This is a genomic window from Marinobacter alkaliphilus (assembly GCF_055394375.1).
Genome location: NZ_AP043751.1, coordinates 926,651 through 946,924 on the forward strand (window position 1 = coordinate 926,651; position 20,274 = coordinate 946,924).

Below are 20,274 nucleotides of genomic sequence, written 5' to 3' on the forward strand. Positions count from 1 at the left end.
TTAGTGTACAAGATGCGTGGCGGCGACGCTCGTTAATGGAGCATGGTCAACCGTTCATCCATAAACACATCCATCTCCGGTGCCAGGATATGCACATACCGATCGAAATAGAGGAACTGTTTCAGCAACAGCGCAAACTCCCGGGGAAAGTGCAGCCCATGGCTTTCTCCCACCTTCACCATATCCATGAGAATATTGTTAACGTCATCCTCCGCCTGACCCATTTCATAGGGAACGTCGTCCGGGACCATTCGGTCCATCTGACGATACAGGCGTTGCAGGTCGGCAGAGAGCTCATCCACCCTCACCGTGCGACGGGTGACGCCAATCCGGATCATGGCATCGGCCATACCGTCGAAGTTACCGACCATAATCGCGGATATGAAATCGCTGACCGCCTGCCAGGTGTCCGGCCTGATGCGCCCGACAATACCAAAATCGATAAACCCGACGCGCCCGTCCTTCAGCACCATCAGGTTGCCAGCGTGCACATCCGCGTGGAAAAACTCACACTGGGTCAGACTGGCGAACCAGGTGTTCATGGCGGTGATCAGGGTACGTTCGGGATCTTTGGAAAAACCGCGAATGCTGTCGAGATCCGTCAGCGGAACGCCATAGAAACGCTCCATCGTCAGGATTCTGCGAGTACTGCACTGCTCATATACCCGGGGCACGGTCGCGTCGTCGTTATGGGTATTCAGCAAGAATTCCCGGAACACCTTCAGATTATTGGCTTCCTTGATGAAGTCGCATTCTTCCATCATGGTCTGCTGAATTTCTTCAACAATGCCAGACAGGGATGTCCACGACAGCTTCGGCGCCAGGGTTTCCAGAATCCGCGCGGACAGGTACAGAAAGTTCAGGTCGGTCAGCAGAATATTTTCCACGCCAGGCTTCTGAACCTTGATAACCACGGCTTCGCCAGTCACCAGTTTCGCCGCATGAACCTGCGCAATTGATGCCGACGCCAGAGCCACCGGATCGATTTCCGAGTACACCTGATCAATCGGCCGCCCAAGTTCCTCACGGATAATGCGCTTGATCACGCCAAATGGAAGACTGGGGGTTTTATCAAGACAATACTGAAACTCTTCCACGTACTCTTTTGGAAAGAACGTGGGGGAGCTCGCTATAAACTGACCAAGCTTGATATAGGTGGCCCCAAGATTCTCAAACGTCTGGCGCAGCAGTTTCGGGGTAGGGGGGCGATCGCCCCGAACCCAATTCAGCCCGGTACGGCCAAGCACCGACAGTGTCTGACCAACCCTGAAAGCACCTTTGATTCCGTTCGTTACGGCACCCATTAAATTCCTCCGGAAAGGTTACAGCCGCATCGGCATGACCACATACAGGCAGCTGTTGTCGTTCTCTGCTTCGATCAATGCACTGCTGTTGGGGTTCGACAGGGTAATCTTCACCTGGGCCTCATCCAGCGCATTCATCACATCGATCAGGTAGCCTACATTAAAACCGATCTGCAGGGATTCGCCCTGATACTCCACCGGCAGTGCGTCTTCGGCCTGTTCCTGGTCCGGGTTGTTGGCGAACACTTGCAGCTCCCCCGGTGCCAGGTTCAGGCGTACGCCGCGAATGTTCTCGTGAGACAGAATACCGGCCCGCTGCAAGGTGTTCTTCAGCGTTGCCCTGTCAGCGAGCACCACCTTATCCCCACCCCTGGGGATAACCCGGTTGTAGTCCGGGAACTTGCCTTCGATCAGTTTGGAGGTAAAGGTATACGCGCCCACCGTCGCACGCAGGTGGTTGTCACCAATCACCAGGGTGACTGGCGATTCCACATCGTCGAGCAGGCGGGCGAGCTCCAACACGCCTTTTCTGGGCACAATCACCTGCCGGGGTTCCGGGCAACCGGTTTGCAGGTCGGAATGAGCCATGGCCAGGCGGTGGCCATCGGTCGCCACCACCCGCACATGGCTACTGTCTACTTCCAGCAACAGGCCATTAAGGTAATAACGAACATCCTGCTGGGCCATGGCAAACGCCGTGGCGTCCAGCATCCGGCCCAGTTCTTTCTGAGGCAGCTCCAGGCGGAAGCTTTCCGGCTCGTCTTCCACGTTGGGAAAGTGCTCAGCCGGCAGGGTCGACAAGGTAAAATGGGAGTTGCCCGCTCGCACGTGCAGACGGTCACCTTCCAGCGCCAGATCAATCGGGGCTTCGTCACCGAGTGCCCGACAGATATCAGACAGCTTCCTGGCCGGTACCGTGATCCTGCCCGGTTGGTCCACGTGGACCGGCGTAACCCGCCCGACCAGTTCAACTTCCATATTGGTACCGGTGAGTGTCAGTGTGTTGTCTTCAGCTTCCAGCAACACGTTGGACAAGACCGGCATGGTCTGTTTCTTTTCCACAACGCCAGCAATGCTTTGCAGAGGAGTAAGAAGGGATTCACGGCTTATGGTCAGTTTCATGGCACTCGGCTTCAGTTGTCGGAAGTGAATGTTGTTGGTTGATAGCCACCCGGTCAGGTGGTCAGCAATCGCATAAAGTTCTGGTAGTCCTCGCGGATTCCAGGGTCCGTTTCCTGGAGTTCCACAATCTTCTTACAAGCATGCAACACCGTGGTGTGGTCACGGCCACCAAAGGCGTCGCCGATTTCTGGCAGGCTGTGATTGGTCAACTCCTTGGCCAGGGACATGGCCACCTGGCGGGGCCGGGTCACCGTCCGGGTGCGGCGTTTGGACAATAGATCGGCCACCTTGATCTTGTAGTACTCCGCCACCGTGCGCTGGATGTTATCGATACTGACCTGCTTTTCATGCAGCGCCAGCAGATCCTTCAGGCTTTCCCGGATAAATGGAGGGGTAATCTCAGACCCGGTGAAGTGAGCATTCGCTATCACCAAACGAAGCGCGCCTTCTAACTCTCGAACGTTTGATCGAATCTTCTGAGCAATAAAGAATGCCGCCTCGCTGCTCAATTTCACATTGGCCTGCTCAGCTTTTTTCATCAGAATCGCCACCCGGGTTTCCAGCTCAGGCGGCTCCACCATTACCGTCAGACCCCAGCCAAACCTGGATTTCAATCGCTCTTCCATATCGACGATTTCTTTCGGAAACCGATCACAGGTCACGATGACCTGCTGGCCACCTTCAAGCAGCGCATTAAAGGTATGGAAAAATTCTTCCTGTGAGCGCTCTTTCCGGGCGAAGAACTGAATATCGTCAATCAGCAACGCATCCACAGATCGATAGTAACGTTTGAACTCGTTGATGGCGTTCAGCTGCAGAGCCTTGACCATATCCGCAACGAACCGTTCAGATCGAAGGTAAGCGACTTTCGCCTTGGGATTACGGCGGACGATTTCATTACCGATGGCATGCATCAGGTGGGTTTTACCAAGACCGACACCGCCGTACAGGAACAGCGGGTTATAGGCTCCGCCGGGGTTCTCAGCCACCTGCATTGAGGCCGCACGGGCCAGCTGGTTGGACTTACCCTCAACAAAGGTCTCGAAGGTGAAGGTCTCATTCAGAAAGCTCTGGTGCTTGATGTCACCTTCCACCTGTACCGGCCGGCGTTCGCCATTTATTTTCTGCGCACTGCGGCTGACACCCGCTGAGGTAGAACCGGCCACAGTTGCCGCGACACTCTTCTCTTCCTCGGTTACCCGCTGCCCGATTTCGTCGGCCAGACTAGCCGGCTTTGGCTCAACCACCGAGCGCACCACCGGTTCACTTTCACGGGGCGCCGACCCTACTTTCATCTGAACCCGCGGCGCCTGACCACCGTTGAGGTCCTTCAGGACTTCCTCTATACGGCGCAGATACTTTTCATTAACCCAGTCCATTACAAAACGGTTCGGCGCAAACAGCATCAGCTGCCCCTCTCGGAGATCCGACTGGAGGGGTCTCAACCAGGTATTGAACTGTTGCGCGGGAAACTCATCCCGGAGTACTTCAAGACATTGATGCCACATACTGTTAGGCACGACCGCCTGCTCCCGAAACCTGACTGTTCTCACATCGGAAAAGGCTTTTCCCGACGCTCAAGGTGACCCCGGATTCTACCCCGCCGTGGCCCACAGTAAAAGGCCAACAATCACTGTCATAAACAGCTTGTGGAAACATTTCTCTTCATCTTTCAGAACGTTCCAGACCTATCTACAGGCTTGTGTACAGAAATGCCCTGAAAAAAAGTTACCCACAGGTCCTTGTGCACAGACCGCCCCCAACCCTGTGTGAAAGCCTTGGACCAAACCATGAATAACTCGGGCCTTCCTCGAAACACCGGGTTATTCACAATTCCACACCCTCTCGTCCACAGGGCTCACGGCCACCTGTCACCGTACTTGTCATTAATTCAAGTATTTGTTGTTGAAGAAAAAAACAGACTTTCCCACAGATATCAAGGTGCCTAATAACAGTAATAAATAATCTTCGAAAGAATTTAAAAAAGACCTATAGATTTTATTAGTCAGGCCTTCGGCTTTTACCCATACCGAAAAATTCACTTCCCCGATGCACAGTCATTGAACTTGCTAGCAGATTTGACTAGAATGCCGCTCCTGTTTTGGCTGTCTATTTTCCAGCCAACGACCAATGTCCATTGACGAATTTGTGAGAACATCACCATGAAAAGAACATTCCAACCGAGCGTCCTGAAGCGCAAGCGTGTTCACGGCTTCCGTGCCCGTATGGCGACTGCTAACGGCCGTAAGGTAATCTCTCGTCGCCGTGCCAAGGGCCGCGCACGCCTGTCAGCGTAACCTGATGTTTGCCTCATGAAGGCTTTGACGTTTCCGAAGTCACACAGACTGTTGCGGCCTTCGGACTACAGCAAGGTCTTCGATGATGTGCAGCTGAAAGTTCCGCACAGGAATTTTCTGATCCTGGCAGCCCCAAACAATTTGGGCCACGCCAGGGTCGGACTCATATTCTCCAAAAAGAATCTCAAACTGGCAGTCCAAAGAAACCGGATAAAACGCCAGGTTCGAGAAACTTTCAGGCATCAGACGGATCTACCGGACCTCGACATTATCGTTCTTGGTCGGCAAGGACTCGCTCAACTGGATAACGCCTCAGTCATATCGTCGCTTAACGATCTTTGGCGCCGTCTCAGAAAGAAGTACCATCAGTCCTCAGTTGATCAGACAACTGTGAATTCAAAAGGTACGGGTTAATGCGACAGATTCTGTTACTGCCTATCCGGTTCTATCAGTACGCTATCAGTCCCATGATGGCGAGCCATTGCCGGCATTTCCCAACCTGCTCCCAATACGCGGTTGAAGCCATTCAGCACCACGGAGCAGCCAAAGGCACTTATCTGGCAACCCGTCGATTATTAAGGTGTCATCCCTGGGCCGAAGGCGGTTATGATCCCGTACCGGGCACAGAGACCCAACATTCTCCGACCAACACTCAAACCAGACACTAACGTTTATGGATATTCAACGCATCGTTTTGTTTGCCGGCCTGGCTATTGTCAGTTATCTGATGGTGCTTGCCTGGAATGAGGACTACAACCAGCCCCGTACTGAACAGGTCACCCAAGTAGAAACCTCGGGATCAGACGGATCGGTTGATGACATGGTTCTGCCGGAAAGTGCTTCCCGGACAGACGATGAATTCGTCACACCGGAAACCGGTGAACTCCGGTCCACATCTTCTGACGGCGAACAAAGTATCAACGACCAGTTCATCACGGTAGAGACCGATGTGCTGCAACTGACCATCGACCGTGTTGGTGGCAATGTCATTGCCAGTTCCCTGCTCCAGTACGATGAATCGCTCGACAGCGAACAACCTTTGACACTTCTGACCAACACCCAGAATCGTACCTACGTGTTGGAAAGTGGTTTGATTGGCCGCAATGGTCCCGATGGTCGCAGCGCTGGTGCTACCCCGGTGTATCAGGTGGAAACCAATCGTTTCGAACTGTCGGAAGGACAGGACGAACTGGTTATCGATCTGACGCTTACCAACGACGACGGCGTTGAGATCACCAAACGGTATACCCTGGCCCGTGACAGCTATGAGATTGGCGTCCGTTACCTCATCAACAATCAGTCCGATTCGGATTGGCAGGGCAATTTCACCGGCAAGATCGTTCGCGATGAAGCCCCGGATCCAACCTCCCAGAGCACCATGGGTATCAAAGCCTATCTGGGCCTGGTGATCAGCACACCTGATGATCCCTACGAAAAATACGACTTCAGTGACCTGGGCAAACAACGGGTCAACGAACCGGTTACCAATGGCTGGCTGGCGTTCCTACAGCATTACTTCATTACTGCCTGGGTTCCCGACCGTGACCAGACCGCCCAGTTCCAGACCACCCGCCGGGATCAGCTGCATGTAATGGGCTTTGTCTATCCGGCTACCGCGGTCGCCCCTGGGCAGACTGTTGAGGTAGGCGCCACAGCTTATGTGGGCCCCAAGATCATTGATCGCCTGGAAGCCCTGGCTCCCAATCTGGACCGCACCGTAGACTTTGGCTGGCTGTTCTTTATTTCCCTGCCGCTGTTCTACATTCTGGAATGGTTCTATGGCCTGGTGGGCAACTGGGGTGTGGCCATCATCCTGCTGACCGTTCTGGTAAAAGCGGTGTTCTTCCACCTGTCGGCTACCAGCTATCGCTCCATGGCAAAAATGAGAGCCGTTGCACCACAACTCACACGCCTAAAAGAACTCTATGGTGATGATCGCCAGCGTATGTCCCAGGAGATGATGGCCCTGTACAAGCGGGAGAAAATCAATCCGCTGGGTGGCTGTTTGCCTATTCTGGTACAGATGCCTGTGTTCATTGCGCTCTATTGGGTACTGTTCGAGAGTGTCCAGCTGCGACACGCACCGTTCATGCTGTGGATAAACGATCTGTCACAGATGGATCCGTACTTTATCCTGCCGATTCTGATGGGGATCAGCATGTTCATCCAGATGAGCCTGAACCCGACACCGCCAGACCCAATGCAGGCGAAGATCATGAAGCTGATGCCGCCGATCTTCACCGTGTTCTTCCTGTGGTTCCCATCTGGCCTGGTACTGTACTGGCTGGTGAACAACATTCTTTCGATCTCCCAGCAGTGGTACATTACCCGCAAGATCGAAGCGGAAACGGCAGGCAAGAAATACTGATTTATCAGTTGCACTGACCTGACAAAGGCTCCCTTGCGGAGCCTTTGTCATTTCCAATCAGGGAAAACACAGCATGCAGGCAACCACAGACACCATCGCAGCCATTGCCACGGCACCGGGCCAGGCGGGTGTGGGTATTGTTCGGGTTTCAGGGCCAAAAGCCCTTGAGATTGCCCGGAACATGCTCGGCTTTGAGCCCCGGCCCCGCTACGCCCATTACGGTCCATTTCAGGATAGCCGGGGCGAACTGATCGATGAGGGCATCGGGCTGTATTTTCCGAACCCTCATTCGTTCACCGGTGAAGACGTGTTTGAGCTGCAGGGGCACGGCGGTACCGTGATCCTGGATATGCTGTTGCGGGAAGTCTGTAGTCAGGGCGCCCGTCTGGCGCGGCCTGGTGAGTTTTCTGAGCGGGCGTTTCTGAATGACAAACTGGACCTGGCTCAGGCCGAGGCCATCGCCGACCTGATTGAAAGCAGCTCAGAGCAGGCAGCCCGTTGCGCCGTGCGCTCCATGCAAGGTGTGTTTTCCAGACGGATTGATGAACTGGTCGATGCGGTTACCCACTTGCGTATCTACGTTGAAGCGGCCATCGACTTTCCGGAGGAAGAAATCGATTTTCTCGCCGACGGCAAAGTGGCGGTTGATCTGCAAAGCCTGCTGCAACAGGTGGAACAGATTCTGTCGGAAGCCCAACAGGGCACCATTCTGCGGGACGGCATGAAGGTGGTGATTGCAGGGCGCCCCAACGCCGGAAAATCCAGCCTGCTCAACGCCCTGGCCGGCCGTGAAGCGGCCATTGTAACCGCCATTGAAGGCACCACCCGGGATGTCCTGCGGGAACATATCCACATTGATGGCATGCCGTTGCACATCATCGACACCGCCGGCCTCCGGGACAGCCCGGATGAAGTGGAGCAAATCGGCATCGCCCGGGCCTGGGATGAAATTCGCCAGGCTGACCGCATCCTGTTGATGGTGGATGCCACCACCACCGATAAAACCGAACCCCATGAAATCTGGCCGGATTTTATTGACCAGCTCCCGGCCAGTGCCCCGGTCACGGTTATCCGTAACAAAGTGGATTTGTCGGGTGAGCCGGTGGGCATCAGTGCCGAACCCCACCAGACCGCGCCGGTTATTCGCCTGGCGGCCAAAGGGTCGGAAGGCCTGGACACCCTCCGTACGCACCTCAAGGAATGCATTGGCTTTGCCAGTACCACCGAAGGCGGCTTTCTGGCCCGCCGACGCCACCTGGATGCCCTGGAACGCGCTCGGGATTCCCTGCTTCAGGGACAGACCCAACTGGAAGGCTATGGCGCCGGGGAACTCCTGGCTGAGGATCTTCGGGCGGCCCAGGACGCCTTGGGTGAAATCACCGGCCATCTCACGCCCGATGACCTGCTGGGCAAGATCTTCAGCAGCTTTTGCATCGGCAAGTAGCCCCGGTCAAGGGTTCCATTTTCCGGGACACATCGTCCCGGTTAAATCGTTGTAATTATCAAATGAGAAATAATATCATTCGCTCCTGATTTTCAGTCTTGATCTTCAAGGAGTGACTCATGGTATTCAGGCCCTCAATTCTGGCCGCGTCTGTTGCGGCTGTTAGCAGCACCTTTTCTCTACACAGTGTTGCCCAACCGACGCAACTGGATGAGCTGGTTGTTTCGGCATCGGGCTTTGAGCAGAAGGTGACCGATGCTCCGGCCAGCATCAGTGTGATCAGCCAGCAGAACCTGCAACAAAGCCAGTTCTCCAATCTGGCGGAAGCCCTGGAAACCGTGGAAGGCGTGGATGTACGCCAGAGCACCGGCAAGACCGGTGGGCTGAACATCAGTATTCGAGGCCTTCCGAGCGAGTACACCCTGATCCTGATTGATGGCCGCCGCCAGAATCCTCCGGGCAACGTCACTCCCAATGGCTTTGGTGATACCTCCACCAGCTTCATTCCGCCCTTGTCTGCCATTGAGCGTATTGAAGTGATCCGCGGACCCATGTCGACGCTGTACGGTTCTGACGCGATCGGGGGTGTGGTCAACATCATTACCAAGAAGGTGTCGGATGACTGGAGTGGCTCGGTCACGCTCGAACACACCTTCCAGCAACACCGGGAATACGGCGATAACGGTAAAGCCAGTTTCTACACCAGTGGACCGCTGATCGACAATCTGCTCGGGCTTGCGGTACGCGGCAGTGTGTTTGATCGGTCGGCGGCGGATCTGAGTTTCGACGACGGTAGCGAGGCGCCCAAGCGGGGTGTGGCACCGGTGGATGGTCGTAACCATAACCTTGGTGCACGGTTGACGCTGGTGCCGGTTCAGGGGCAGGAGTTTTATCTGGATGCCGAACAGGGGCGCCAGGTGTACAACAATGACCGTTGCCAACTGGGTACCCTGGATGGGCAGAACCGGGCCTGTAACGCCGACACCAACTCCGCCAATGGCTATCGGGACGAGCTACGGTTCAACCGTGACCAGATTGCCCTGGGCCATGCCAGCCAGCTGGGCTTTGGAACCTGGAGCAGTGATCTCACCTACAACGTAACCGAAACCAAAGGCCGGACCATTCCCGGTACCATCGGCACACCCTACGATGCGCCCTATCAGAATCTGATTGGTGGCCAGGATCGCAAGTTGGAATCGGAAGATACGGTGTTTGATACCCGGTTGGTTGCGCCCGTCACCGCCAACCACATCATGACGCTGGGGGCACAGTACCGTGATACCCGACTGGAAGACAGCGTTGCCAACACCACCTTCAAACAGGAATCCTGGGCGGTGATTGCCGAGGATGAATGGTATCTCAGAGACGATCTGGCCCTGACCCTCGGCGGGCGTTACGAAGATCATGACGCTTTCTCCGGCCATTTTACGCCCCGGGCTTATCTGGTGTGGAACACGTCACCCAGCTGGACCTTCAAGGGTGGTGTCAGTCAGGGCTATAAAACGCCGGATATCAACGATCTGCATAATGGCATCAACGGTGTCACCAGCCAGGGTGAGGTGCTGACCATCGGCACACCGGACCTGGAACCGGAAAAAAGCACCAACTACGAGGTAGGGGCCTACTTCGACAACCTGCAAGGTTTCAAAGCCAACGCCACGGTATTCTTCACCCAGTTCAAGGACAAGATCGACAGCGGCGCGCCGGTGACCATCAGTGGTGACCCGAGGATTCCGGACGGCACCTACGACCAGCTGGATAACATCGGCAAGGCTGAGACCCGGGGTATCGAGCTGGCGTCCAGCTGGCGCTTTGCTCCGGACTGGAGTATTCGCGGCAACTATACCTATACCGACACTGAGCAGAAGAGTGGTGACAACAAAGGGGCACCTTTGACCAACACGCCGGAGCATGTGGTGCATGCGCGCCTGAACTGGCAGGCGTCTCCGCAATTGGATCTATGGTTGTCCGGCGAATACCGGGGTGAGCGTACCCGCTACCTGAAGAACCGTGAGAATTTCACCGCAGAAGAAGCAGCGGTGTTTGACCAGGTGGGTGACCTGAGCGCCTATGCGCTCTTCCACCTGGGCGGCGCTTATCAGGCCAGCGAGCGGGTAAAACTCACCGCCACCGTTTACAACCTGTTCGACAAGGAGTTCCTGTCTGGCAGTGAGTACTCGTATGTGGATAACAATGGCAACCAGGTGGATGCCTGGGCTTCGGATTATGTGTATATCTTCCGTGGCATGGCCAGCGGCGGAACGGTAGAAGAAGGTCGCCGTTTGTGGCTCTCCGCAACCGTCGATTTCTGAGTTATCCACAGTTATCCACAACCCCAGGCCGCCGGCATTCGCCCGGCGGCCTGACGAATTCCCTTACGAAAACAAACAGTTTAGTTGTAAAACAACGTCAAAGCGTCGGGTAAACTCCGCCTACGTCTATTGGTGCCGCCAGTTTGGCGGTTTCATGCCATTCGAGTTAAAGGAGATAACCTGTGCGTAACCTGCTGTGCGTTACTGCGGTCGTTTTTGCCCTGTTTACGGCACCATTGCCGGCCGTGGCGTCTGAGCGTATCTATATCTATACCGAGAACTTCCCTCCCTACAACATGAGTGCCACGGGGCGTGCCTTCGAGCATAACGAAGATGGCATTGATGGTCTGTGCACAGAAATGGTCAAGGCCATTCTCGAGCACTCCGGGCTGGATTACGTGATCAAGCTGCGCAACTGGGATTTTGGCTATAACCGTGCGCTGAACAAGAAGAATCATGGCATCTACTGCACCACCTACACGGAAAACCGGGCTTCCCAGTTCAAATGGGTAGGGCCACTGACCACCAACCTGTGGACGATTTTTGCGCCCCCGGGTACCGATTTGAAAATTGACAGTCTGGAAGATACCCGCGGCATGCTGTACGCCGGCTACCGTGGTGATGTGATGACCGAGTACCTGCTGGAGCGCGATTTCCGGGTATCGGCCATGGACAGCGATGACCTCAACCCCAAGCGTCTGGAACTGGGCCAGGTTGACCTGTGGATAGCGGACCGGCTGGCAGGACCTTACTTCGCCTCCCAACAGGACGTTGAAGGCCTGGAACCGGTGTTTTCGTTCAATAACACCGAACTGTACCTGGCGATGAACCTCGAGACTTCAGAGGAAGTGATTCGCAAGCTACGCCAGGGACTGGAGACCATTCGCAACAACGGGATGTACGAGGCCATAGAGACCAAGTGGGGGCTGTGAGCGGCAGTTACTGCTGATACAAAGAAAAAGTCCCGGGCAAGGCCCGGGACATAAAGTTACCGGGTAATCACCCGGTAAAGGCCATATTGTCCGGCTCCACCTGCATCAGGTTGCGAGTCGGGCTGAGCATGCTGGTGGCGTGGGCCTGGGCCCGTGGCAGCAGACGCTCGTAGTAGAACTCGGCGGTTGCCAGCTTGGTCTGGTAGAAGGCGTCGGATTCGTCGCCGCCATTTTCCAGCTTGTCGGCGGCCACCGCAGACTGGCGCAACCACATGTAGGCCATGGTCACGTAACCGCTGTACATCAGGAAGTCGTGGGCGGCAGCACTGACCACATCGCGGTCTTTGCGGGCCGCCAGCATCACCCGGACGGTCAGCAGGTTCCACTGGGCCGTCAGTTTCAGCAGCTCGATGGCCATCGGGCGCAGCTGCTTGTTGGTCAGGTGCTTGCGGGCGAAGTTTGCAATCTTCAGGGTGAATTCCCTGACTGCGCCGCCCTGGGTCATCAGCAACACCTTCCGGCCCAGCAGGTCCAGTGCCTGGATGCCGGTTGTTCCCTCGTAAAGCGTGGCAATGCGGGTATCACGAACGATCTGTTCCATGCCGTGCTCGCGGATGTATCCGTGGCCACCGAACACCTGCACACCCAGATTGGCGGCTTCGTTGCCCAGCTCGGTCAGGAAACCTTTCAAGATCGGGGTTAGGAAACCCAGTTTGTCGTCGTATTTTTCGGCCTTTTCGGCGTCGCCCACGGTGTGTGCCTCAACCATGTGGTCGGCCAGCCTGGCAGAGTAATACAGCATGGCGCGGCCACCTTCGGCGATGGCTTTCTGTGTCAGCAGCATGCGCCTTACATCCGCGTGGTGAATCAGGCTGTCGGCCACCTGGTCTGGTTCTTTCTTGCCAGACAGCGCGCGCATGGAACGGCGCTCTTTGGCGTAGTCCAGCGCCCACTGGTACGACAGTTCAGCCGGGCCAACGCCCTGAATGGCGGTACCGATACGGGCCGTGTTCATAAAGGTGAACATGCACTCCAGGCCCTCATTTTCCGGGCCGATCAGGTAGCCGGTGGCACCGTCGAAATTCATCACGCAGGTGGCCGAGGCCTTGATACCCATTTTCTTTTCCAGGCTGCCGCAGTTCACGCCATTGCGTTCGCCCACGCTGCCATCAGCGGCCGGCAGGAACTTGGGTACGATGAACAGGCTGATGCCCCGGGTGCCTTTAGGCGCATCCGGCAGACGTGCCAGCACAATGTGAACAATGTTTTCGGTCAGGTCGTGATCACCGGAGGAAATGAAGATCTTGGTACCGGTCAGCTTGTAGCTGCCATCCGCCTGTGGTTCGGCCTTGGTCTTCACCTGGCCCAGGTCGGTGCCGCACTGGGGCTCGGTGAGGCACATGGTGCCGCCCCAGCGGCCCTCGGTCAGGGGAACCAGGTAGGTTTGCTTCTGGTCTTCGGAGCCGTGCAGGAAAATGGTGTTCATGGCACCCAGTGACAGCCCCGGGTACATGGAGAACGACCAGTTGGCGGTGCCCATCATTTCCTGTTTGAATAGGCCCATAGACGCCGGCAGGCCTTGGCCGCCGTATTCCTCGGGGGCTGACAAGCCCTGCCAGCCGCCCATCACGTATTGGTCATACGCTTCTTTGTAGCCTTTGGGCGTGGTGACCTCTCCGTTTTCCAGGCGGCAGCCTTCTTCGTCACCCGTCTGGTAGATTGGGCTCAGCACTTCCTCACAGAAGCGCCCGCACTCGGTCAGAATGGCGTCTACAATATCCGGTGTTGCGTTCTCTCCAGAGGCCAGGGTCTGGTAGTGGCCCGGGTAGTCGAACACGTCGTTAAGCAGAAATTTCATGTCACGCAATGGCGCTTTGTACACTGGCATAACCGATCCTCACAGTCTGTTATCGCAATCCGGTCGGGCCCGAGGCCCGTTATGACTGCTGTTTTACGGCATTCACTTGCGGCTGCCATTGACGGAAAGCGCTTGTCTGCATGTCAGAATGGACAATTGGCTCAAATGACGCATTTCATATCTGCCTGATCGGATATTGCTCCTGGCCCGTAAATCACAACTCGACGACGCCTTAGCCAAGGCCATCTAGCGGAGTGTAAAAGTCATGCAAAACAGGGAAATTCGACTTAAAGCCGGTGGTGTCTGGTCAGTTGCTCTTATACTGTTGATGGTATCTGTGCTGGCGGGCTGTGCTGGCCCCTCACTGGACGATTATCGCGATACACAACCGGAGCTGATTCCCCGGGAATTTTTCCAGGGCGAACTTTCTGCCCGTGGCGTGGTCAAGAATTTCTCCGGCAAGGTCATTCGTACTTTCGATGCCGATATCAGCGCCACCTGGGACGATGACGGCGTGGGTACCCTGGACGAGGTGTTCAGGTTTGATGACGGAGAGGTCCAGACCAGAGTCTGGACCCTGACACCAGCCGGCGACAGCTACCATGCCGAAGCCGGTGATGTGGTCAAACCCGGCACCATGCGCTGGCAGGGCAACGCCATCCATATGAATTATGTTCTAAAGGTGTCATACGGCGATGGCACCATAGACGTCCGGATGGACGACTGGATGTACCTGATCACACCAGACACCCTGATCAACCAGACCACCATGAGCAAATGGGGCGTCGATGTTGGTGAGGTGGTACTGGTTATCCAGAAACTGGGGTACGGGGACGACTCGTAACATTTATATCTGAAAGGTTAGCAAAATCCATGTGGAAACAATGGCTGATTGCTGTGGTTCTGGTTGCGGTGGTAGCTGCAGGGGCTGGTATTTATCTGAACCTGGAGTCAGGAGACAGTAGCCAGAGCGGTGGCGAGGCTCAGGCCAGTGCCGTGAATGTGGTAACACCGGACCGGCAACGGGTTCGTGACACCGTTGGCGCCGTGGCAAATCTGCGAGCTCTGAACTCGGTAGAATTGACCACCGAGGTGAGCGGCCGCGTGATGGAACTGAATCTGCAGCCAGGCGCCGCGGTAGCCCAAGGGGCTGTTCTGCTCCGGCTGGATGATCGCCAGGCCCGGGCTGACCTTGCGGTTATTGAGGCTCAGCTGGCCGATGCCCGGCGCCAGTACGAGCGGGCTCAGAGACTGCGAGCCAATAACAGCATCTCCCAGTCCCAGGTCGATGAACTCAGAACCGCCGTCGACGTTGCCACTGCTCAGCGAGAGGCGGCGAGGGTCCGGTTACAGAACCATAGGATCGAAGCGCCGTTCTCCGGAGTGGTCGGGCTTTCGGATATCAGCGTTGGGGCATTTCTTCAGGCAGGCACCACCATCACCACCCTGGATACCAATGACCAGATGGAACTGAACTTTGCCGTTCCAGAGCGATTCATCGGCCAGGTCAGGATTGGTCAACGAGTGCGGGCAACGTCTCCTGCGTTTCCCGGAGAAACCTTTGAGGGGGAGCTGGTAGAACTGGCTACCCGGATCAATGAGCTGAGCCGGACGCTGTCTGTTCGGGCATTGATCGACAACTCTGAGGGCCGCCTGCGACCCGGCCAATTCATGTCCGCGTCTCTGACGTTGCAGGAACGAGAAGGCCTGGTCATACCGGAACAGGCGGTCATGATCCGGGGTGATCAGAAATATGTATTTGTGGCAGAAGATGGTGTTGCCCGCCGGGTGTCGGTGCGCACGGGCTCGCGAATGCCTGGCCTGGTTGAGGTGGTGGAAGGCCTGGAGGTCGAGGACCAGGTGGTGGTCACCGGCCAGGATCGCCTGAGTACCGGTGACCGGCTCAGGCTGCTGGAGTCTGATCTGGCAATACCGGATAACCGGTTTATTTCCAGCCGGGAGTCCTGATCTATGGTCCTCTCCGATATTTCCATCAAGCGCCCGGTATTCGCTACGGTTCTCAGCCTGCTGATTGTGGTGTTCGGGGTGGCGGCACTGATGGAACTGCCCGTTCGGGAGTATCCTGACATTGACCCACCCATTGTGTCGGTGTCCACCGACTACACTGGTGCTGCGGCTGAAGTGGTCGATACCCAGATCACCCAGGTGATTGAAGGTGCGATCAGTGGCATTGAGGGTATTCGTTCCATCGAGTCATCCACTGAGCAAGGTGAATCCCGAACGTCCATCGAATTCAACACTTCTCGCGATATCGATGTTGCAGCGAACGATGTCCGCGATGCAGTTGCCCGTGTGGCCAACCAGTTACCCGATGAAGCAGATGCCCCCAGGGTTCGTAAGGCGGACTCCGATGCCCGGCCGATGATGTGGGTAACGCTGCTCAGTGATGTATGGGACAGCGCAGAACTCAGCGATTTCGCCGATCGGGTGCTGGTCGACCGGTTGTCGGTGCTCGATGGTGTAGCCGATGTTCGAATTGGTGGCGAGCGCCGATACGCCATTCGGGTGTGGCTCGACCGGGAGCGCCTGGCGGCCAGAAACATCACGGTGGCGGAGGTAGAGCGCGCACTCCGGGACAACAACGTTGAATTACCGGCGGGGCAGGTGGATTCGTCTACCCGCAACTTCACGGTAAGGGCGGAAGGTCGCTTGTCCAGTGTTGAAGAGTTCCGCAACCTGGTGGTGCGCCGTGACGGCAATGATTTGCTGCGGTTGGGCGAAGTCGCCAATATCCAGATGGGTGTGGAATCTGACATCAGTCGGTTGCGGGCCAACGGGAAAACCGCCATTGGCCTGGGCATTATCCGGCAATCCAAAGCCAATACCGTGGCGGTATCGGATGCGGTGCGTGCCGAACTTGAGCGGATTCGGGACACGCTTCCACCGGAAGTCTCACTTGCGGAAAGCTACGACGAATCCATCTTTATCCGTGCCTCCATCAAAGAGGTGTTGATCACCCTGGGCATCGCCGTGTCTCTGGTGATTCTGGTGATTTTCCTGTTCCTGAGATCCTGGCGGGCCACGTTGATACCGGCCGTGACCATACCGGTGGCGGTGATCGGGGCGTTTATCGGCCTGGGTTTCCTGGGGTTTTCCATCAACGTGCTTACGTTGCTGGCGATTATCCTTGCCATCGGCCTGGTGGTGGATGATGCCATCGTGATGCTGGAAAACATCCAGCGGCGCATTGATGAAGGAGAACCACCGCTGTTGGCAGCCTATCGCGGTGCCAAGCAGGTGGCTTTCGCGATCATTGCCACCACACTGACACTGATTGCTGTGTTCGTGCCCATTTCGTTTATGGGCGGCAACGTTGGCCGGCTGTTCGCCGAGTTTGGCTTCACCCTGGCGGCTGCCGTGATCTTTTCAAGCCTGGTTGCGCTGACGCTGGCCCCGATGCTGTGCTCGAAATGGCTCCAGCACAGCCCGGAATCCGAAGAAGGCCACCGCCTGTGGGCATTCAGCGAGAAAGTGCTCAATGGCCTGACCAATGGCTATAAAAAAACTGCTGACATTCTCCCTGAATCAGCCGGGTTTGTTGTTGGGCCTGGGTGTGGCTGGCCTGATCATCGCCACCGTCATTTTCCCGCGCCTGCCGCAGGAACTTGCGCCTACGGAAGACCGGGGGGTAATCATCATGCCCACCAGCGCCCCGAGGGGGTCGACCGTTGAATACACCGACCACTTTGTCCGCCAGGCGGAGACGCAATTACTGCCGTACCTGGACGAAGGCATTGCTGCCCGCTTCCTGTCGATTGTCGGTTTCCGGGAGGAAGAAGATAACGCCTTTATGATCATGGGCCTGACCCATTGGGATAACCGCGACATCAAACAGCAGCAGGTAACCAGTGACATCCGGCAGAAGCTGGCGGATATTTCCGGTGTACGGATTAACGTGATCAACCCGCCGGGCCTTGGCCAGCGAGGCTTCAATCAGCCTGTTGAATTTGTGGTGGCCGGGCCGGATTACGAATCGGTACAGGCCTGGAGTGAAGAGATCGTCGAACGGGCGAAAGAGAACCCGAACCTGATCAATGTGGATACCGATTTTGAGCTGACCCGGCCGGAGCTGCGGTTGAATATTGATCGGGACAGGGCGGCGGACCTGGACATTACCGTTCAGGATGTTGGTCTGACCCTGCAAACCATGCTGGCTTCCCGGAATGTGACCACCTATGTGGATCGGGGTCGCGAGTACGATGTCATCATTCAGGCTGACGACGCCAACAGGGCAACGCCGGGGGATCTTGAGCAGATCTTTCTGCGGCCGCGAGAGGGCGGCGAGCTGATTCCAATCAAGGCTCTGGTATCGGTGGAAGAAATCGGCGCCAATCCGGATCTGCGGCGTATTGATCGACTGCCGGCGGTGGTTATCAGTGCTTCCCTGGCGGATGGTTACGATCTGGGCTCGGCGCTGACCTACTTGAATAATCTGGCTGTGGATAACCTGCCGCCGGAGGCCCGGCTCAGCTACAAGGGCCTGTCCCGGGAGTTTCAGGATTCGTCCGCCGCTATCTATCTGACCTTCGGCCTGGCGTTTATCATCGTGTTCCTGGTGCTGGCGGCCCAGTTCGAGAGCTGGATTCACCCGTTGATCATCATGTTGTCCGTGCCGCTGGCCGTGACCGGGGCGCTCATTGCGTTGGCCTGGTCTGGGATCAGTCTGAACATTTACAGCCAGATCGGCATTATCATGTTGCTTGGGTTGATGGCCAAGAACGGCATATTGATTGTGGAGTTTGCCAACCAGTTGCGGGACAAGGGTTACGAGGTGCGAGACGCGATTCTTGAGGGTGCCACCCTGCGTTTCCGTCCTGTTTTGATGACCACTATTTCCACAGTGTTCGGCGCCGTACCACTGGTCATTGCTACCGGCGCCGGTGCGGAAAGCCGGGCGGCCATCGGTATGGTGATTCTCGGTGGGCTGGTGTTCGCCACGACGCTGACGCTGTTCATCATTCCGGTGTTGTACAACCTCCTGGCGCGATTCGCCAAGTCGTCCAACGCGGTGGAAAAGGAGCTGGAGCGCCTGGCGTCCGGGTCCGCCGGAGGGTCCGGATTGGCGGCAAACCCCGGCAAGCGGGCTGACGACTTCTGAACCAGGGGCGGCCGGGTGTTATCCGGCCGCCCCTCTGGTATAACAGGCTTTTTAGCCTTAGAAGCGTCGACAAACTTGTGCCAGGGAAGCAGCTCGTATGGGTCAACACAGTCAGTTCCGGTTATTGGGCCAACGGCGGTTTTTGCCGTTCTACCTGACCCAGTTCTCCGGCGCCTTTAACGACAACCTCTACAAAAACGCCCTGTTGCTTCTGATTACCTTTCAGGCCGGTGGTCTGATGGGGTTGTCTGTGAATGTGGTGGTCAACATCGCTGCGTTCCTGTTCATCCTGCCGTTCTTCCTGTTTTCCGGTATCGCCGGCCAGATGGCTGACCGCTATGAAAAGGCCGTGATCATCCGCAACGTTAAAGCCGCGGAAATTGGCATCATGCTGGTGGCCGCCACGGGCCTCTGGTTTGGCTGGTACGAGTTGCTGCTGGTGTTGTTGTTCCTGATGGGGGTGCAGTCCACCTTCTTCGGTCCGGTCAAGTATTCGATTCTGCCCCGAGTGCTGACCGATGACGAACTGGTTGGCGGCAATGGCCTGGTCAGCATGGGCACCTTTGTCGCGATCTTGCTGGGCACCATTGCTGCGGGCTTGATCATGGGGGCTGACCAGGCGGCGAAAGTCACCGCCGTTGGTGTGGTGGTAATGGCGGTGCTCGGATATCTTGCGGCCCGGCAAGTACCCAATACCCGGGATGAATCGCCAGGTGTTCGGGTCCGGTTCCGGCCGCTGCTGGAAACCTGGCGGCTGATGTCGGTGGCGGCGGAACGTCGCCAGGTACTGTGGGCGATTCTGGCCATCTCCTGGTTCTGGTTTCTGGGCGCCGCCTACCTGACCCAGTTCCCCAACTTCGCCAAAACCTGGCTGGCCGGGGATGAAACCGTGGTTACCCTGTTGCTGGCGATGTTTATCGTGGGTATTTCCATCGGCTCCATGCTGTGTGAGCGGCTGACCAAACACCGGATCACCCTGTCGCCGGTACCCTGGGGGGCGCTGGGCCTGACGCTGCTGGGCATCGACCTGTTCTTCGCGGTACCCGCAGACCCCAGCCCCTCTACCTGGCTGAGTCTGATCACCGAGCCTGTGTATATCCGGGTATTGCTGGATCTGGTGGGGATTGGCATCTGTGGCGGGCTGTTTATCGTGCCCCTGTACGCCTTTATCCAGCACGAAACCCCGGATCACAAGCGGGCGCGCATCATCGCTGCCCTGAACGTGATCAACTCCCTGTTCATGGTGTGCAGTGCCCTGGCAGGCATCGTGGTTCTGGGTGTGTTTGAGCTGGGAATCCCCGGGTTTTTCCTGATGTTGTCACTGACTAACGGGTTGGTGTGGGTGAGTGTGTTGGGGCTGAGGCGCCGGGCCGAAAAATCTGTGGATAATTAATTGGAAAACCTACGGATAAGCCCGGAATAAAACTTTTTATTGCTATAAAAAACAGATAGTTGCCATCATTTTTAAGCGTTGAAAAAGTGATCAGGTATGTGGATAACTTTCTTGAAAACTTTTCT

14 protein-coding genes and 1 pseudogene are annotated in these 20,274 nt (G+C 56.4%); 11 read left to right on the forward strand and 4 right to left on the reverse strand.

Features of this window, described 5'->3' with window-relative positions; all coding sequences use genetic code 11:
• Nucleotides 1-32: 32 nt before the first annotated feature.
• Genes ACZ5Q2_RS04230 through dnaA form a run of 3 tightly spaced genes read right to left on the reverse strand, consistent with a single transcriptional unit; the run spans nucleotide 33 to nucleotide 3,946 of the window.
• Nucleotides 33-1,304, reverse strand: coding sequence for an ABC1 kinase family protein (locus ACZ5Q2_RS04230; protein WP_230713290.1), 1,272 nt, complete (start codon nucleotides 1,302-1,304; stop codon nucleotides 33-35).
• A gap of 18 nt (nucleotides 1,305-1,322) precedes the next feature.
• Nucleotides 1,323-2,426, reverse strand: coding sequence for a DNA polymerase III subunit beta (gene dnaN / locus ACZ5Q2_RS04235; protein WP_230713292.1), 1,104 nt, complete (start codon nucleotides 2,424-2,426; stop codon nucleotides 1,323-1,325).
• 53 nt (nucleotides 2,427-2,479) lie between these two features.
• Nucleotides 2,480-3,946 carry a chromosomal replication initiator protein DnaA gene (gene dnaA / locus ACZ5Q2_RS04240; RefSeq protein WP_432210433.1) on the reverse strand — a complete coding sequence of 489 codons (1,467 nt, stop codon included), beginning with the start codon at nucleotides 3,944-3,946 and terminating at the stop codon, nucleotides 2,480-2,482.
• A gap of 642 nt (nucleotides 3,947-4,588) precedes the next feature.
• Here dnaA and rpmH point away from each other — a divergent pair.
• The 7 genes from rpmH to ACZ5Q2_RS04275 all read left to right on the forward strand — a co-directional run bounded on the left by rpmH (nucleotide 4,589) and on the right by ACZ5Q2_RS04275 (nucleotide 11,779).
• Nucleotides 4,589-4,723 (forward strand): 50S ribosomal protein L34, encoded by a 135-nt coding sequence (gene rpmH / locus ACZ5Q2_RS04245; protein WP_008172542.1) that lies wholly within the window; start codon nucleotides 4,589-4,591, stop codon nucleotides 4,721-4,723.
• 15 nt (nucleotides 4,724-4,738) lie between these two features.
• Nucleotides 4,739-5,137, forward strand: a complete 399-nt coding sequence (gene rnpA / locus ACZ5Q2_RS04250) for a ribonuclease P protein component (RefSeq protein ID WP_072675874.1) — start codon at nucleotides 4,739-4,741, stop codon at nucleotides 5,135-5,137.
• Nucleotides 5,137-5,391 (forward strand): membrane protein insertion efficiency factor YidD, encoded by a 255-nt coding sequence (gene yidD / locus ACZ5Q2_RS04255; RefSeq protein ID WP_230713296.1) that lies wholly within the window; start codon nucleotides 5,137-5,139, stop codon nucleotides 5,389-5,391. Before rnpA ends, yidD begins: the two co-directional genes overlap by 1 nt.
• Nucleotides 5,392-5,396: 5 nt before the next feature.
• Entirely contained in the window at nucleotides 5,397-7,091 is a 1,695-nt protein-coding gene (gene yidC / locus ACZ5Q2_RS04260; RefSeq protein ID WP_230713298.1) for a membrane protein insertase YidC, read from the forward strand.
• Between the two features lie 73 nt (nucleotides 7,092-7,164).
• The gene (gene mnmE / locus ACZ5Q2_RS04265) at nucleotides 7,165-8,535 is read left to right on the forward strand and encodes a tRNA uridine-5-carboxymethylaminomethyl(34) synthesis GTPase MnmE (protein ID WP_230713300.1); all 1,371 of its coding nucleotides are present in this window, start codon (nucleotides 7,165-7,167) and stop codon (nucleotides 8,533-8,535) included.
• A gap of 119 nt (nucleotides 8,536-8,654) precedes the next feature.
• Entirely contained in the window at nucleotides 8,655-10,847 is a 2,193-nt protein-coding gene (locus ACZ5Q2_RS04270; RefSeq protein ID WP_230713302.1) for a TonB-dependent receptor domain-containing protein, read from the forward strand.
• Between the two features lie 182 nt (nucleotides 10,848-11,029).
• Nucleotides 11,030-11,779: a substrate-binding periplasmic protein gene (locus ACZ5Q2_RS04275; protein ID WP_058090919.1), complete on the forward strand. Its 750-nt coding sequence runs from the start codon at nucleotides 11,030-11,032 to the stop codon at nucleotides 11,777-11,779.
• A 67-nt stretch (nucleotides 11,780-11,846) separates the two neighbouring features.
• On the opposite strand, the gene ACZ5Q2_RS04280 is transcribed toward ACZ5Q2_RS04275, so the two are convergent.
• Nucleotides 11,847-13,667 carry an acyl-CoA dehydrogenase C-terminal domain-containing protein gene (locus ACZ5Q2_RS04280; RefSeq protein WP_230713304.1) on the reverse strand — a complete coding sequence of 607 codons (1,821 nt, stop codon included), beginning with the start codon at nucleotides 13,665-13,667 and terminating at the stop codon, nucleotides 11,847-11,849.
• Between the two features lie 298 nt (nucleotides 13,668-13,965).
• On the opposite strand from ACZ5Q2_RS04280, the gene ACZ5Q2_RS04285 reads away from it, so the two are divergent.
• The 4 genes and pseudogenes from ACZ5Q2_RS04285 to ACZ5Q2_RS04300 all read left to right on the forward strand — a co-directional run bounded on the left by ACZ5Q2_RS04285 (nucleotide 13,966) and on the right by ACZ5Q2_RS04300 (nucleotide 20,149).
• Nucleotides 13,966-14,481 carry a DUF3833 domain-containing protein gene (locus ACZ5Q2_RS04285; RefSeq protein ID WP_230713328.1) on the forward strand — a complete coding sequence of 172 codons (516 nt, stop codon included), beginning with the start codon at nucleotides 13,966-13,968 and terminating at the stop codon, nucleotides 14,479-14,481.
• A 29-nt stretch (nucleotides 14,482-14,510) separates the two neighbouring features.
• Nucleotides 14,511-15,605 carry an efflux RND transporter periplasmic adaptor subunit gene (locus tag ACZ5Q2_RS04290; protein WP_230713306.1) on the forward strand — a complete coding sequence of 365 codons (1,095 nt, stop codon included), beginning with the start codon at nucleotides 14,511-14,513 and terminating at the stop codon, nucleotides 15,603-15,605.
• A 3-nt stretch (nucleotides 15,606-15,608) separates the two neighbouring features.
• Nucleotides 15,609-18,756 (forward strand): annotated as a pseudogene (locus tag ACZ5Q2_RS04295) (efflux RND transporter permease subunit).
• A 97-nt stretch (nucleotides 18,757-18,853) separates the two neighbouring features.
• On the forward strand, nucleotides 18,854-20,149 hold the full coding sequence (locus tag ACZ5Q2_RS04300) for an MFS transporter (protein WP_061333185.1): 1,296 nt from the start codon (nucleotides 18,854-18,856) through the stop codon (nucleotides 20,147-20,149).
• Nucleotides 20,150-20,274: the final 125 nt, after the last annotated feature.